The organism is Polynucleobacter sp. IMCC 29146 (assembly GCF_021395195.1).
Lineage (GTDB): Bacteria > Pseudomonadota > Gammaproteobacteria > Burkholderiales > Burkholderiaceae > Polynucleobacter.
The window spans coordinates 73,734-89,440 of record NZ_JAJVCR010000007.1; the positions used below are offsets into that span (position 1 = coordinate 73,734).

At 43.9% G+C, this 15,707-nt stretch carries 14 protein-coding genes; 3 read left to right on the plus strand and 11 right to left on the minus strand.

What is annotated here, in order from left to right; translation table 11 throughout:
- Window positions 1-30 precede the first annotated feature (30 nt).
- The 5 genes from urtE to urtA all read right to left on the minus strand — a co-directional run bounded on the left by urtE (window position 31) and on the right by urtA (window position 5,707).
- Complete coding sequence (gene urtE / locus LZT22_RS09515) at window positions 31-723, minus strand: urea ABC transporter ATP-binding subunit UrtE (RefSeq protein WP_233924933.1); 693 nt, start codon at window positions 721-723, stop codon at window positions 31-33.
- Between the two features lie 7 nt (window positions 724-730).
- Complete coding sequence (gene urtD / locus LZT22_RS09520; RefSeq protein WP_233924934.1) at window positions 731-1,531, minus strand: urea ABC transporter ATP-binding protein UrtD; 801 nt, start codon at window positions 1,529-1,531, stop codon at window positions 731-733.
- Window positions 1,528-2,712, minus strand: a complete 1,185-nt coding sequence (gene urtC, locus LZT22_RS09525) for an urea ABC transporter permease subunit UrtC (protein ID WP_233924935.1) — start codon at window positions 2,710-2,712, stop codon at window positions 1,528-1,530. Before urtC ends, urtD begins: the two co-directional genes overlap by 4 nt.
- Before the next feature lie 3 nt (window positions 2,713-2,715).
- Window positions 2,716-4,275, minus strand: a complete 1,560-nt coding sequence (gene urtB, locus LZT22_RS09530) for an urea ABC transporter permease subunit UrtB (RefSeq protein ID WP_233924936.1) — start codon at window positions 4,273-4,275, stop codon at window positions 2,716-2,718.
- A 172-nt stretch (window positions 4,276-4,447) separates the two neighbouring features.
- On the minus strand, window positions 4,448-5,707 hold the full coding sequence (gene urtA / locus LZT22_RS09535; protein ID WP_233924937.1) for an urea ABC transporter substrate-binding protein: 1,260 nt from the start codon (window positions 5,705-5,707) through the stop codon (window positions 4,448-4,450).
- A 266-nt stretch (window positions 5,708-5,973) separates the two neighbouring features.
- Between urtA and LZT22_RS09540 the strand changes: the two genes are divergently transcribed.
- Window positions 5,974-6,330 carry a phage holin family protein gene (locus tag LZT22_RS09540; RefSeq protein WP_233924938.1) on the plus strand — a complete coding sequence of 119 codons (357 nt, stop codon included), beginning with the start codon at window positions 5,974-5,976 and terminating at the stop codon, window positions 6,328-6,330.
- Between the two features lie 107 nt (window positions 6,331-6,437).
- Here the strand turns inward: LZT22_RS09540 and LZT22_RS09545 are convergent, their stop codons facing one another.
- The 6 genes from LZT22_RS09545 to pcaD all read right to left on the minus strand — a co-directional run bounded on the left by LZT22_RS09545 (window position 6,438) and on the right by pcaD (window position 13,605).
- The gene (locus tag LZT22_RS09545) at window positions 6,438-7,016 is read right to left on the minus strand and encodes a c-type cytochrome (protein WP_233924939.1); all 579 of its coding nucleotides are present in this window, start codon (window positions 7,014-7,016) and stop codon (window positions 6,438-6,440) included.
- A gap of 17 nt (window positions 7,017-7,033) precedes the next feature.
- Window positions 7,034-8,335, minus strand: coding sequence for a sorbosone dehydrogenase family protein (locus tag LZT22_RS09550; RefSeq protein ID WP_233924940.1), 1,302 nt, complete (start codon window positions 8,333-8,335; stop codon window positions 7,034-7,036).
- A 154-nt stretch (window positions 8,336-8,489) separates the two neighbouring features.
- Window positions 8,490-10,670, minus strand: coding sequence for a TonB-dependent receptor (locus LZT22_RS09555; RefSeq protein ID WP_233924941.1), 2,181 nt, complete (start codon window positions 10,668-10,670; stop codon window positions 8,490-8,492).
- A 17-nt stretch (window positions 10,671-10,687) separates the two neighbouring features.
- Window positions 10,688-12,436 (minus strand): AMP-binding protein, encoded by a 1,749-nt coding sequence (locus LZT22_RS09560; RefSeq protein WP_233924942.1) that lies wholly within the window; start codon window positions 12,434-12,436, stop codon window positions 10,688-10,690.
- A 102-nt stretch (window positions 12,437-12,538) separates the two neighbouring features.
- Window positions 12,539-12,769 (minus strand): hypothetical protein, encoded by a 231-nt coding sequence (locus tag LZT22_RS09565; RefSeq protein WP_233924943.1) that lies wholly within the window; start codon window positions 12,767-12,769, stop codon window positions 12,539-12,541.
- An 11-nt stretch (window positions 12,770-12,780) separates the two neighbouring features.
- Entirely contained in the window at window positions 12,781-13,605 is an 825-nt protein-coding gene (gene pcaD / locus LZT22_RS09570; RefSeq protein ID WP_233924944.1) for a 3-oxoadipate enol-lactonase, read from the minus strand.
- A gap of 122 nt (window positions 13,606-13,727) precedes the next feature.
- Here pcaD and LZT22_RS09575 point away from each other — a divergent pair, with 122 nt between their 5' ends.
- On the plus strand, window positions 13,728-14,774 hold the full coding sequence (locus LZT22_RS09575) for a tripartite tricarboxylate transporter substrate binding protein (RefSeq protein ID WP_233924945.1): 1,047 nt from the start codon (window positions 13,728-13,730) through the stop codon (window positions 14,772-14,774).
- 2 nt (window positions 14,775-14,776) lie between these two features.
- Window positions 14,777-15,697 carry an amidohydrolase family protein gene (locus LZT22_RS09580; RefSeq protein ID WP_233924946.1) on the plus strand — a complete coding sequence of 307 codons (921 nt, stop codon included), beginning with the start codon at window positions 14,777-14,779 and terminating at the stop codon, window positions 15,695-15,697.
- The last annotated feature ends 10 nt before the right edge of the window (window positions 15,698-15,707 follow it).

A 15,707-nucleotide genomic window follows, 5' to 3' on the forward strand; every position in this document is an offset into this window, starting at 1 on the left:
TATTTGAATCAATTAGGAGATCTTAGTACATTAAACGGAAATCATCTCCTGTACCCCATTTTTATCCATATCTTGACTGAGTCCCTGGGCAACGATTTCACCACGTCGCATCACTAAATACTCATCGGAGAACTTTTTTGCAAAATCGTAGTACTGCTCGACTAATAAAACAGTGATGCCACGCTCGTCAACTAATTTACGTAAATTACGGCCAATATCTTGAATGATAGAAGGTTGAATACCTTCAGTCGGCTCATCCAATATCAAGAGCTCGGGATTGGACATCAACGCCCGCGCGATCGCTAATTGCTGTTGCTGGCCACCCGATAAATCACCGCCACGGCGTGATTGCATCTCAGCCAAAATGGGGAACAACTCGAATATATAGGCAGGTATATCAATACGCCGGCTAAATTTAGCTGCCCCAACCAGTAAATTTTCTTCGACAGTTAGTCTTGGGAAAATTTCTCGTCCTTGGGGTACATATCCGAATCCAGCGGCTACGCGGTCCCATGGCGCCAAACCCTGTAACTCTTGATGATTCCAAATAATGCTGCCAGATTTTGCTTTGATTGCACCAATCAAAACTTTTAATAAGGTCGACTTACCTACGCCATTGCGGCCTAATAAAGTAGTTAAGCGCCCACTAGGAATTTCAAATGAGAGGTTGCGCAAAATATGGCTACCGCCGTAATATTGATTGAGATCGTGAACTTTGAGCATTAACGCCCTACCTTCCTAAGTAAGATTCAATCACACGTTCATCGCGCTGTACTTGCGCTAAGGTGCCCTCAGCCAATACAGAACCCTCTGCCAATACCGTGACTTTGCCAGAATCTCCTGCTAAAGCAGCGACGAACTCCATATCGTGCTCAACTACCATCATCGAACATTGGCCACGTAATGAATTTAATAATTCAGCTAAGCGCAAGGTTTCTTCATCCGTCATCCCCGCAACTGGTTCATCGAGCAGCAGCAATTTAGGCTGTTGCATTAGCAGCATGCCAATTTCAAGCCGCTGTTTTTGACCATGTGAAAGTAAGCCTGCCTCACGATATACATCCGCCTCTAATTGAATCATGCTTAGCACTGCCTCAATTAAAGAGCGGCCATCCGCATTTAATTTAGCATCAAGTGAACGCTTCCACGACTTATCACCAGCCATAGCGAGCTCAAGATTTTCCCAAACCGGATGTTGCTCAAATACGGTAGGCTTCTGAAATTTGCGTCCGACGCCAATTTGCGCTATTTGGGGCTCACTCATTTCACGCAAATCAATGGTTGAACCCAGAAACACAGTGCCAGTTATATCGGCCATACCACTGCGAGTTTTACCGGTAATCACATCCATTAAGGTGGTTTTGCCAGCGCCATTAGGGCCAATAACGCAGCGTAATTCGCCAACATCAATTGAAAGAGATAAATGATTTAATGCAGTAAAGCCATCGAATTGCACAGTGAGATCTTCAACATACAAAATCGCTGTATGGGAAGTATCAATCACCCCACTATCAATAAAATGCGCACTCATTTAGACTCGCCCTTCTTGTTATGTTGTGGCAGCTTATTACGCAGTTGATCTCGCAGTTGGTCCCGCAGTTGATCCCACAGCCCGATAATCCCTTTCGGCAAAAATAAAGTTGCAAACACAAACATGAGGCCCAGGAAATACAACCAGTATTCAGCAAAGTTGGCAGTGAAATAGCTTTTTGCTCCACTGACAGCAAAAGCGCCAATAATCGGTCCAAGCAAGGTGCCGCGCCCTCCAACTGCAACCCAAATGACCATTTCAATAGAGTTAGTCGGCGACATCTCACTAGGATTAATAATGCCTACTTGCGGCACAAATAATGCGCCAGCAATGCCGCATAAAAAAGCGGAAAAGGTCCAAATAAATAATTTATAGCCCAGCGGGTTATACCCGCAGAACATCAAACGCGATTCCGCATCACGAATCGCAGTAATCACGCGACCCATCTTTGAAGTAACAATCGTGCGACATAAGATAAAACTCGCCACTAAAACTAAGTAGGTCATTAAAAAAAGTGTCACGCGGGTATAGGGTGAGCTCACCGCAAAGCCTAAAATACGCTTGAAATCAGTGAAGCCATTATTGCCACCAAAACCAGTTTCATTTCTAAAAAATAGCAACATCGATGCATAGGTTAAGGCTTGGGTAATGATCGAGAAATAGACCCCTTTAATACGCGAGCGGAAGGCAAAATAGCCGAATATCCACGCCACTAAACCTGGCAGCAAAACCAACATCAATATGACCCACCAAAAATGCTCGCTACCGTGCCAAAACCAAGGTAACTCTTTCCAGTCTAAAAACACCATGAAATCGGGTAACTGACTTTTATAGACACCATCATTGCCAATCTCGCGCATCAAATACATGCCCATGATGTAGCCGCCCAAGGCAAAAAACAGGCTATGGCCCAAACTTAAAATGCCGCAATAGCCCCACACCAAATCGAGTGCCAGCGCAGCAATCGCAAAACACATAATCTTACCGACTAGGGTTAGGGCGTAGGCCGACATCGCGAAGCTACTTGATTCAGGCAAAACCAGAGCGGCAAGCGGCACCCAAATTAAGACTGCCAAAGAAATAGCTAACAAAATTAGGCTAGCGCGTTTACTTAAAATAGCTTCACGCGCAGGCACCTGCAGAACAAATTTGGAAGGCGGGGCGAGTTTTTTAATATCCATGGCTTACTCGACGCTGCGCCCTTTTAAAGCAAATAAACCTTGGGGTCGACGCTGAATAAAAATAATAATGAAAATCAAAATTGCAATCTTCGCTAATACTGCGCCAATAAAGGGCTCCATGAGTTTGCTGGCAAGGCCTAAGCCAAAAGCGCCCCAGACCGTACCCGCTAATTGACCAACGCCTCCTAATACCACCACCATAAATGAATCGATGATGTAACTTTGTCCTAAGTCAGGACCCACATTACCAATTTGCGATAAAGCCACACCACCTAAACCAGCAATACCAGCGCCAAAGGCAAAAGCATACATATCAACTTTTTTTGTTTTCACACCTAAGCAAGCTGCCATATTCCGGTTTTGCGTCACTGCTCGAACAAAAAGACCTAAGCGAGTTTTATTTAAAACTAACCAAGTAGCAATCACTACCATTACCGCAAAGACAAAAATGATCATGCGGTTATAGGGCACCACCAGATTTGGTAAAACTTGTAAGGCGCCAGACATCCAAGACGGATTGGCAACTTCAACGTTTTGGGCGCCAAAAATAGTTCGGGTACCTTGAATCATCAGCAAACTCACCCCAAAAGTCGCTAAAAGCGTTTCTAAAGGACGGCCATATAAAAACTGAATAACCGTTCGCTCCAACAACACACCCAAGATTGCTGCTGCTAAAAAAGCTACCGGTATCGACATCACTAAATACCAATCGAGGTAGCCTGGTAAATACTGACGGAATAAACCTTGAACAACATAAGTGGCATAAGCCCCGACCATTAAAAACTCACCATGGGCCATATTGATAACGCCAATCAGACCATAAATAATGGCCAAACCCAGCGCGCACAATAACAAAATACTGCCGTAACTAAATCCTGCGATTACATTACCTAAGAATTCACCGAGAAATTGCTTCTTCTTGATTTTTGAGAGCGCATTTTCAGCAGCAATTTTTACCTCACCATCCTGCTGTAATAAGGGTGCTAATAGAGCGGCTACTTTGGGATCACCAGACTCACCGAGAATGCTGATGGCCTTTAATTTATTTTTAACATCATCAGACTGTAAAGCCATCATGGCCCATAGCTTTTGAACTTTGGTTTTGAGGCTGGGGTCTTTTTCGGTTTCTAAGAGCTTTTCAACTAAAGGAAAATTATCTAGCTCAGGATCTTTGCTTAAACCATCAACTGCTTTTGTGCGCACTTGTAAATCGGGAGAGACTAATTGCATACTCATTAAGGAGTTATCAACCTTAGCGCGTAATTGATTATTTAAAACCACACCTGTCAGCTCTTCTGGCTTAACTTCAATTGCTTGATCGCTCAGCAGATCAATATATTGACTCCCCTTTTGAATAACGATGCCTTTGGGGGTTGAAAATAGAGTCTCTTCAGAGAGCGCTTGTAAGACTTTTAAGCCCTCGTTACTTTTCTCTTCGCCTAATGCTTGAATGACTTTTACTTTAGCGTCGTAATCATCAGTAAATAAAGGTTTTAATTGCTCGGCAGAAAGCTTCGCTAGCGCAATGCCTGAAAAAAGCAGGCTTACGATCAACGTGGTCATCCATACTAGAAGTGTTCTGCGGAAAAACATGGGGTCTTTTTTACTTCTTTTTTAATAGTTATGGGGTAAAAAAATGAGGGGCAATCCCCTCCTTCCCGAAGGAAGAAGGGGCGCCTTACCTATAGAACTGGTTTAAAAAACATTTGTTATATGAAATATATTGATCACTAATTTAGCTAACTGAGTCGGGCTTACCTTCATTACCAGGAATGAATGGGCTCCATGGTTTTGCTGGAATCGCGGTTGGTGTTTTCCAAATCACATTAAATTGACCGTCAGCCTTAATTTCACCAATCATGACTGGCTTCGAGAGGTGATGATTGGCACCCATTACTTCGAGGTAGCCACTTGGTGTTTGCATTTTTTGACCGATCATGGCTTTGCGCACTGCATCCACATCAGTCGTGCCAGCCTTTTCAACGGCTGCTTTCCACATCGCAATACCAGTATGGGTTGCTTCCATTGGGTCATCCGTTAGAGGCTTGCTTGCGCCAGGCAACTTCTTCGCAATCGAGTACTCAGCCCATTGTTTTTTCCAGGCATCATTCACTGGGTTTTTAATCGACATGAAGTAGTTCCATGCGGCTAATTGCCCAACCAATGGCTTAGTATCCACACCACGCAACTCTTCTTCACCTACTGAGAAGGCAACTACTGGAACATCTTTTGCCTTCAAGCCAGCATTACCCAGTTCTTTGTAAAACGGTACGTTAGAGTCACCATTAATGGTCGATACCACTGCAGTTTTACCGCCTTGAGAAAATTTCTTAATATCAGCAACAATGGTTTGGTAATCAGCAAAGCCAAATGGGGTGTACTTTTCTTGAATGTCTTCGTCTTTAACGCCTTTTGACTTCAAGAATGCACGGAGAATTTTATTGGTGGTGCGAGGATAAACATAATCGGTACCCAATAAGACCCAACGCTTAGCGCCGCCGCCCTCTTTGCTCATTAAATATTCAACCGCAGGAATCGCCTGTTGGTTAGGAGCAGCACCGGTGTAAAACACGTTACGTGACATCTCTTCACCCTCATACTGCACTGGGTAGAAAAGTAGTCCGTTTAATTCTTCGAATACAGGTAAAACTGATTTACGCGAAACTGATGTCCAGCATCCGAAAACCACTGCAACTTTATCTTTAGTTAGTAATTGACGGGCTTTCTCAGCAAATAAAGGCCAATTAGAGGCAGGGTCGACCACGACAGGCTCTAATTTACGGCCCATAATGCCGCCACTTTTATTAATTAATTCAATTTCCATCAAAGCCATATCTTTTAATGATGTTTCAGAAATGGCCATCGTTCCCGATAGTGAATGCAAAATGCCAACCTTAATAGGCTCTTTTGACTGGGCTATTGCCAAATGACTTAAGCCAGCAAAACTGAGGGCAGCGGCAATGCTGGTTAATTTTAAAATCGATCTACGTTTCATGCTTCACCTCTTTAAGAGTAAAAAATTGGGTTAAAAGTTAGTGGTACAAGTTATTCAACATCTGTATTGAATTAAATACGCACACTCTTTGTGCATAAATGGGAAATACTTTGAATTGGTGCTGATGCACCTATTTAGGGCATTAAAAGCTTAGCTTGAGTGCAAAAAGACCCCAAAACTGAGGTTTTCTTTGCAAATGAAGTCGCTTTTTAAGCCTAAGCAGCCAAGGCTGATACTATGGAAACTAATAAAACGAGGACAAAACCATGTTTGCCAACTCAACACCATTTTTAATTACCTGGGGCGTTACCGCCCTATCGCTGTGGGCAGCTAGCTACGTCTTTAGCGGCCTGAAATTTAACGACACGGGATCCTTAATTATTTCTGCTTTGGTATTAGGCTTTGCTAATGCACTAGTAAGACCGCTATTAATAGTCTTTACCTTGCCGCTCACCGTCCTCACCATGGGTCTGTTTCTGTTGGTGATCAATGCACTGGTATTGATGCTCGTTGCAAAATTGGTGAGTGGTTTTAGTTTGGCTGGTTTTTGGACCGCATTCTTTGCCAGTATCTTTATTTCGCTACTAAACGTTTTTATTAGCTCTTTGTTTACCAGTAACTAAGTTGCGATTTAAAAATCTCCACACTCAGCACCTTTTTAAATTTGAACTATTTTTATAATCGTTATAGTCCGTACAAAGTAAACAATTCTCTCAAAATAAAACTCTATTTATTTTAGTTGCGAAAGGTAATGAGCAATCGCCTTTAAATCGTCCTCATTCATGCCATAGAGCGAGGCGACCATAATAGTATCTCGCCCAGTTGCCTTATTAGAGCGAAATTGCCGCATAGTGTGCAAAAGATATTCCTCCCGTTGGCCGGCAATCCGAGGCATTTGATCTCTACCAACATAAGTTGGTAAATGGCAAGTGCCACACAAGGCTTCCTTCGAAATATACTCACCTTGTACATACAAAATTTGATTACGGATACCCGCTTGAGACTGAGCAGTTTGGCCTGCATAAAATTGAGCTATTTCAACAATCGTAGCATCACTAAATCCATCAAGTAAACCCTTCATTTCTGGCGGAATATTACGTAGACCTTCCCGTATCATGATCATTTGATTTTCAAGAAAAGTTTTTGGTTGGCCAGCTAGCGAGGGGGTGCCAACAATCTTTGAGTTGCCATCAACCCCATGACAAGCGCCACAGGCCTGTAATTTACTAGTGATACCTTGAGCAAACAAAAGCGACGTTGCGCTAGAAAAAATGATACCTAAGGCAAACGTCGCTATTCGTAAAAACAACAAAATAATAAATCTTTTTATTTAGCTGCAAGTTGCTGCTTACTATATGTCACTCTATAAATAGCACCAAGCTGCTCATCTGAAACCAACATAGATCCATCAGGCATCTGCATTAAATAGGCTGGGCGGCCCCAAAAAGACTGATCAGCTGGGTTTAAAAAACCAGTAATAAAAGGTGTTATCTTAGGATTCTTGCCATCCGCTCCTGCTTTAACCATCACCACATCGAAGCCCGACTTTTGATTACGATTCCAAGATCCCTTACGTGCAATTAATGCGGCATTCTTATACTCTGGTGGGAACATATTGCCGGTATAGAACTTGATTCCCATAGTAGCTACGTGAGTGCCCATCAAAGCAACAGGTTGCTCAACCCCCTGACAAGCATTTGCTTTCGTAATGACATTGTCGGGAAGATTGCCTTGGTGGCAATAAGGGAAGCCAAAATTTAAACCTGTCTTAGAAAGTAGGTTTAAAGTGTCATTGGGCTTATCGTCACCCATCCAATCACGCCCATGATTTGTAAACCAAAGTTGCTTGGTTGTAGGATGCCAATCAAAGCCAACGCTATTGCGCACACCCGTCGCCAAAACTTCCATTCCCGATCCATCTGGGTTATAGCGGCGAATTTGTGCATATTCTGCAGTGGGTGGCTCACAAATATTGCAAGGTGCGCCAAAGGGGATATATAGCTTGCCATCGGGACCAAATGCAATGTACTTCCAATTATGGTGCTGCTCAGGAGGTAGATTAAATTTAGCGGTTAAGTCAACTGGTGTAACGCTCGCATTTTTATCTATACCGTCAAAGCGCAATACTTTATCAATTGCCATCACATATAAAGAGCCCTTATTAAACGCAACTCCTGCAGGTTGGACTAATTTATCGACTACTATTCGATTCGTGCGCTCTTTCCCGTTATCGGTGACCTCATAAACACGGCCAATAGCACGGGTACCAATGTAAACTTTGCCATTATCACCAAGCGCCATGGCACGTGCGCCCGGCATTCCAGTAGCCCAAACCTCAATCTTGAAGCCGGGTGGTAGCTTGAGTTTATTAATGGGAATATCACTGATTGGCGTTGCGGTCATCTTGCCTGCTAAGGGGGCCAAAGTTGAATTGGCCATATCAGGTCCCATTCCTTGCTTCCAAGCGGGGGGTGGGGCGGCGGCGGCAGGGGCTGGGGCGGCCGCTGCTTTTGGCTTCTCTGGCGGAGATGAGGCACAGCCTGCCAAGACGACAACAATTGCTGTAACTGCCCATAAAGATGCATTCAATTTGACATCGTTATTTGTGGAATTTTTAGATAAGTTCATGCTTTTCCTACTTTCTTCGGATGGATCAAAAACGACTTATTAATTTAATCACTTTTTAGACTGTTATAACCAAGTCTTTACTTAGGGTTTAGCCTAATTAATCTTCTGTTAGTTCCTCAGCATGAAGCGGGCAAAACCTGATTAAAGCCCTACTCTAAAACACTAAGCGCGCGCCAACAGATACGGCTAAAGGCATTCCCGCCTGATAACTACTAGCGCTATTAGCAATATTAAAAGTCACATATTGGCGGTTAAATAAGTTGACCACAGAAGCAAAAATTGTCGCCTGCGGGGTAATCTCATAATTGGCTCTAAAGCCAACTACCGCATAAGCTGGTACCGGAAAAGCATGGGCTGTATCCATCCATGAATTTCCCGCATAACGCACGGTTGCAGTCAGGCTGGCTTTAGGTAAGGGGTAATAAGTAATTCCAGCACTGCCCAAATTTTGGGGAACGCCGCCAACTTGGCTATTCGTCGGGTCACTGGTGGCAGTCCAAGTTAGACGGGTCACGGTATAGGTATAGCCACCGTCAAGACTCCAGTGTGAATTAATATCGTGGTGATACTGAAATTCAAGGCCTTGACTTAATAAATTTTGATTATTGGTGAAGTAACTAATCGAACTCGAATTACAAACTCCTGCTCCGCCATTTTTAGTTAAGGGATTAACTGCACCAGAATTACATAAATTTTTAGCCAAAGCCACATCGGTAGAATTTGCCGCCTTCAAGGTGTAATTGGCAACTGCATTGGTAATGTAATTATTAAAAGCAGTGACTTGCGCAAAACCCCCGCCCCAGCGGTAATCGCTTCCGAATTCAAAACCTTTCATCGTTTCTGGAATTAAATTAGGATTAGAGAAGTACCAACCTGTCGCCGAGCCATAGGTCCGCAAAGTATTGTTTAAGCTGGGCGCATGATAAGCCTGATAAGCAGCGGCCCGAAAATCCCAATCTTTGCTTGCTGGAAATAAGAGTCCCAGAGAAGGATTGAAGGGGTTCACATTTTGGTTTTTAATAGTTTGCACCGTTTTATTATTGCCATTGGGGCCAGTGTTGTAATACGTGGGTGTTTGACTATTCCACGCATCAATTCTGGCGCCTAAAGTTACCTCAAGAGGAATCGTTGTGCCCTTCGACTTCAATTGCCCCATCAAGCCATAAAAATTTTGCTGACCTTGAGCATAATTAATCGCTGCTACATTACCATTGGTTGTTAAGTTATTGGTGGTATTCGAAGCGGATATATTGCGCGCGTCAATTCCCACAAGATATTGATCAACTAATTTTGATTTTAAATTATGGGTATATTGAGCAGACGCACCAACCGTACTATAGGGATCGGTGTAATTAGCATTGATATAAGGCGTGCCGTTGGCTGCGGTTGAACCGCTTTGTTTATAAAAATGGGTCTTTTCATAAAACGCGTTGACATCAATTTTTTTATCGACATCTAACTTTGTTGTTGCGCCAGCCGCGATATTGGTTTCCTGAATAAAATTGGGTGCGATACTGTAATTGGTACTTAAGTCTTTCATGGTGCTATAGCCGAGCCGAAAAAAACCTGAGGTATCTTGAGTAGGCTTGAAATAATTCTGCAAACGAATATTCGAGTTACTTGCATTATCCGTACCCATGCCGTTTTTTATATTATTAGGTGAGGCCGGTGAAATAGTGGCGTAATTTTGATATCCCAAGGTAGAGAAAAAATCAGCCGAGATACGCGTTTGCAAAGCATCAGATGTGACGATATCTTTTGAAACAGCTACGTTACTGGTATTAAAGGCACCGTAGCTAGCCGAGACATCTTGCGAACTATTTTTTGGCGTTTTGGTATTAATGTTAATCACCCCGCCCATGCCATAGTTACCCCATAAATTCGAGACGCCTCCACGGACAAACTCTACACTTTCTACTGACGAGAGTGGGACCAAATTCCATTGCACTGTGCCATAGAAGGCATCATTAGCTGGCAAGCCATCAATTAATACTAAGGTACGACCAAAACCTAAACCACGCACGTTAATACTTTGGCCAGTGGGATCTTTTTGATAGTAAGGTACATCATTTAAAAAAGTACCAGGAACATTTTTTAGCACTTGATCTAAGGTTTGATCAGGCGCCACTTCCAACACTTGCGGAGTCAAAATAGTAGTGTTTAAGGGAATTTGATTGAGTGGCGTATCTGATCTCGTAGCATTGACAACCATATCACTTAATTTTTGATCATAGTTGGCTGGCGGGGCAATTTGTGCGACTGCCAACCTAACTTGCAAGGCAGAAAATAAAACCATCACTAGGATGGCTTGAACACTTTGCCGTATTACTTTCATCGCTCAAACACCGAGATTCATTCCCTTAATTCACGCCGCAAAATTTTGCCTAAATTGGTTTTCGGTAAGCTTTCTTTAAATACGATGTATTTAGGCCGTTTATAGTTAGTAAGTTGGGCTTTACAAAAATTCTGAATACCTTCTTCCGTTAGATTACCCCTTGGTTCGACGGATAGATTCTCGCTTGGAGTCGCAGTTACATCCTGTACTACAAATAATTTCACTGCTTCACCTGTTTCTTCGTCTGGAACCCCAATTACCGCACATTCCATTACCCCATCGAGTTGCATTAAAAGCGCTTCTATCTCATTGGGATATACCTTAAATCCAGAAACAATAATCATGTCCTTTTTACGATCAATGATTTTGACGTAGCCATCTGCATTCATCGTGCCAATATCGCCTGATTTAAAAAATCCATCTGTCGTCATCGCCTCACGTGTATCTTGCGGTCTATTCCAATAACCTACCATCACCTGCGGTCCGCGAATACAAATCTCGCCCGGCTCGCCAAGCGCGGTCGGCAAACCATCGTCGCCTCTTATTTGGATCTCTGTACTGGGTAACGGTAGGCCAATGTGCCCCGTAAATTCCTTAATTAATGGCGTATTTACACACGCCACCGGTGCTGTTTCTGATAAACCATAACCTTCGGCAACGGGTACACCCGTCATTTGTTGCCACAAATCGGCAACGTTTTTTTGCACTGCCATACCGCCGCCAATGGTAACTAGCAAATTGGGGAACTGTAGCTTAGCAAAATTAGGATGGCGCAATAAGGCGGCAAGTAAAGTATTCACTACAGGGAAAAGATGGATTGATGGATTTTTTGCTAACAATTGGATGAAGCCCGCAATATCTTTTGGATTTGGTACCAAAATGTTTAAGGCGCCCCGCTGAATTCCCACTAAAGCACACGCTGTTAACGCAAAGATGTGATACAGCGGTAAAGCACATAAAAACACTAATTGATCATCTTTGCTGACCGTTGCACCAGCTGGCGTTTTTAAGGTCAGCGCTGGCTCTAACCAAACATCAACCTGCAGCACATTGGCCAAGATATTTCGATGCGATAAAACCGCTCCCTTGGAAACTCCAGTTGTCCCGCCGGTATATTGCAAAAAAGCGATATCCGCGGACAAAATTTGCACCGCCTGTAGTTGCTTCTTTGCGCCAATGTGTAATGCGCTTTTAAAAGCAATGCTACCTTCAAGATGCCAGGCTGGTACAACTTTTTTAACATGACGTAAAACAAAATCAATGGCCCACCCTTTAATGCCAATTAGCTCGCCAATACTAGTAACGATGACCTGCTTCAATTGCATTTGCGGTTCTATGCTTTGATAAACATGAGCAAAATTTTCTAAGATGATTAGGACAGAAGCGCCGCTATCCTGCAATTGATACTCCAACTCGCGGGGGGTATACAGTGGATTAATATTGACCACCACGAAGCCCGCTCTTAATATGCCTAGCATCGCGATCGGGTATTGCAGAACATTTGGCAGCATGATGGCAATCCGCGCGCCTCGCTCTAAGCCTAAGCTTTGTAAATAAGCGGCAAAATCTTGCGAAGCCTGATTGAGCTCGCTAAATGTTAGCGCCTGGCCAAAATATTGATAGGCTTTACGTTGCGAAAAGCGCGTAAACGATTCGCTAAATAAATCAAGTAGCGAGTTATACCGTGAGATATCAATCTGCTGAGGGACTCCCGCAGGATAGTTTTTTAACCACGGCTTATTTAATTCATCTCCCGCCGTATTCATGATGAAGCCCTCTTTCAAGAAACTTAAATCGCTCTGTCAGTTATAGAGTTAAATACTGAAACTGATTAATAGCGATTTTATTTTCTATTGCGGTTCTATTTTCTATTTTGATTTTAATTTTGCTGATGATTTTGTCGTACTTGCTTTAGCTACATGTACCTTAACTACTGGCTCAGTTTTGCCCATTAAGGATGCGAGTAAAGGATTTTTTCTGGCGAGTGCATTTTTTTGCGCTGAAGTATCGGCTTTACCAAGCTGCTTCGCTTTAGTTGCATTTTTCATTTGGTGGGCCACTGCTAGCCCTTGATTTTTATATAGATCCGTTTTTTTCATGATTTTTTTACTTAAAGACGATCGTCAACACCATCTATAAAGCCGCGAATTGCGGTATTAAACGCAACGGGCTGTTCAATATTAGATAAATGCGCAGCATTTTCAATAATGATCATTTCAGAGTGATCAATTAAACGATGCAGTACCGTGGCTTGATCAACGGTACAGGCTGGATCTTGTCGACCAGTTAACACCAGGGTTGGCGCTTTAATTTTTAAGAGCATCGCGCTATGCGTCATATCCCGTACCGCACTACCGCAGGCGATATAGCCCTCAACGCCAGTCCCTAAAATCATCTGCCGCACCTTTTCAATTTCCGCTGGTGAGCTATTAATAAAATCATCGAGAAACCAGCGCTTTAGGGTGCCAGGCATCAGCCCCGCTATGCCCTCTTGCTTGGCCGTTGCAAAGCGCTCCTCCCACAAATTGCGCGGCGGCATCTCACTTGCGGTATCGCACAATGACAGCGAATATACTCGCTCTGGAAAACGCGCACCTAATTGCTGACCAATCATGCCGCCCATTGATAAACCAATGAAATGCACTTTGTCTATGTGCAATGCGTCTAACAAACCAATGGCGTCATCCGCTAATTGCGCCATACTGTAAGGTCCGTTAGTTGTGCCAGAGCCACCATGACCACGGGTGTCATAGCGCAAAGTACGATATCGATCAGTCAAGGCGGGAATGGTGCAATCCCACATAGCGTAATTCGACATGAGGCTATTACTTAGCAATACGACGTGGCCGTTTTCGGGTCCATCGAAGCGATAAGCTATATCGATGCCGTTCACTTTTATGCTAGTTTTGCTGGTGGTTTGAGCTGAATTTGTCATGGAAATAATTAAGGTTCTATACTTTACGATTATAAGAATGAGGTAATAAAAAGAGTTAGATCATTATCTTACTCAAAATAGCTCAATAAATTACGCCGCACGGCTAACCCTAAGGAGACAGTATGAAGCATTCCAACTGCACTAGAACTAACCCTATAAAGCCTTCTAGCTTGATTTCCCCACGTATTTTTACTCTGCTCATTGCCTTTAGCTCGATTTGTGCAGTTGCTACCCTTTCGGCCTTGTCTTTATATAGCACTAGTGCTCAGGCCCAAAATTACCCGACGCGCACGGTCAAAATGATCGTGCCCCTCACCCCCGGTTCAGGCGCCGATATCGCTGGGCGCATAGCTGCTAAAACCCTGACAGATATATGGAAGCAACCAGTCATTATTGAAAACCGGCCAGGTGCTGGTGGCCTCATTGGTACTGGTGTAGTCGTGAATTCAGAACCAGATGGGTATACCTTGTTAGTACAGTCAGCGTCGTATGCAGCTAATCCGGCTATTTATAAAAAGTTACCCTATGATCTTAAAAGCCTAACTGACGTCAATATTTTAGGAAATAGTCCCTATGCCTTAGTCGTGTCAGCAGAGAGCCCCTATAAAACCATTAAAGACTTAGTCAATGCCGCCAAAGCTCAGCCCGGAATCCTGCCTTTTGCAAGTGCGGGAGTAGGAAGCTCAACCCATCTTGCTGCTGAATACTTTAATCAGACTATGGGCATCAAGATGCTACATGTTCCCTATAAAGGCTCGCCTGAAGCAATCCAAGAAACAATCTCGGGAAGAACTGCCTATTACATGGCGCCATTGCAAACCGCAATTGCACAAATTCAAGGGGGGAAAGTACGCGCGCTTGGTGTAACTAGCGCTACTCGAGCTGAAGCCGCGCCCGAGATACCTACCATTGCGGAACAGGGCTTTCCCAATTTTGAAATTGGTTTGTGGGTTGGCGTTTGGGCGCCCTCGGCTACGCCTAAAGCTGTTCTACAAAAAATCAATACTGATATCAATCGCGCTTTACAAGATCCCGAACTTAAAACTGCTTATGCAAAAGCCGGTATTACGATTAAGTTGATGAATCTAGCTGAGACTGAAAAATTTGTAAATAGTGAAATTACGAAGTACCAAAGGATTGCGAAAGACGCCAATATTGAGCCGCAATAAGCGTGCATTCGGCCCCCCTTTGTCAAGCACCTGCTAGCGAAATACGCTCCCCGCGGAGTGTATTTCCTCGTGGCGCAGTCGATTGTCATGCCCATGTCTGCGGCCCTGCAGCCCAATATCCGTATGCTCAAGAGCGCATCTACACACCTCCGGATGCCAGCCTAGAAGACTATCGATCACTGCTACGGATGTTAGGCGTTGATCGTGCGGTGCTAGTACAACCCAGTGTGTACGGCACCGATAATCGCGCGCTCATTGATGCCCTAAAAACGGATTCAACGCACTTGCGTGGCGTAGCGGTATTACCAATCGATAGCAAGATGGTGAAGGATAAGGAGCTCGAGCAATTACATGCTGTAGGAGTACGTGGATTACGTTGCAATCTAGTTGATGTCGCTGATCCTTCGGGTAGCTTACCGATTGAAGCGCTGACAAGCTTAGCTCTACGGATCGCGCCATTGGGCTGGCACTTAGAATTACTCATGCATGTGAATGCGTATCCGCAGTTAGCCTCTATCTTTGCGCACTTTCCGGTTGACTTAGTGTTTGGTCATTTTGGTTATTGCCATGCCAAGCACGGCATCCATAATGCGGGCTTTCAAGGACTACTGAGCCTGATGAAAGAACAACGGGCTTGGGTCAAAATGACAGGGCCCTACCGTATTTCTGCGCAATCAGCTGCTGCTTCCAAGACAGGCGCAATTGCGGACTTATATGCTGATATGCGCCCTTTTAATGATGCGGTCATTGCTGCTAATGCAAAGCAACTAGTCTGGGGTAGTGATTGGCCCCATGTGATGGTAAAAAACACCATGCCCCATGATGCTGACTTATGTGATCTATTTGGCGACTGGGTCAGTGATGCTCATTTACGCGAAACTATTCTGGTCGATAATCCAGCGATGCTTTATGATTTCTCGTAATAGGCAGTTC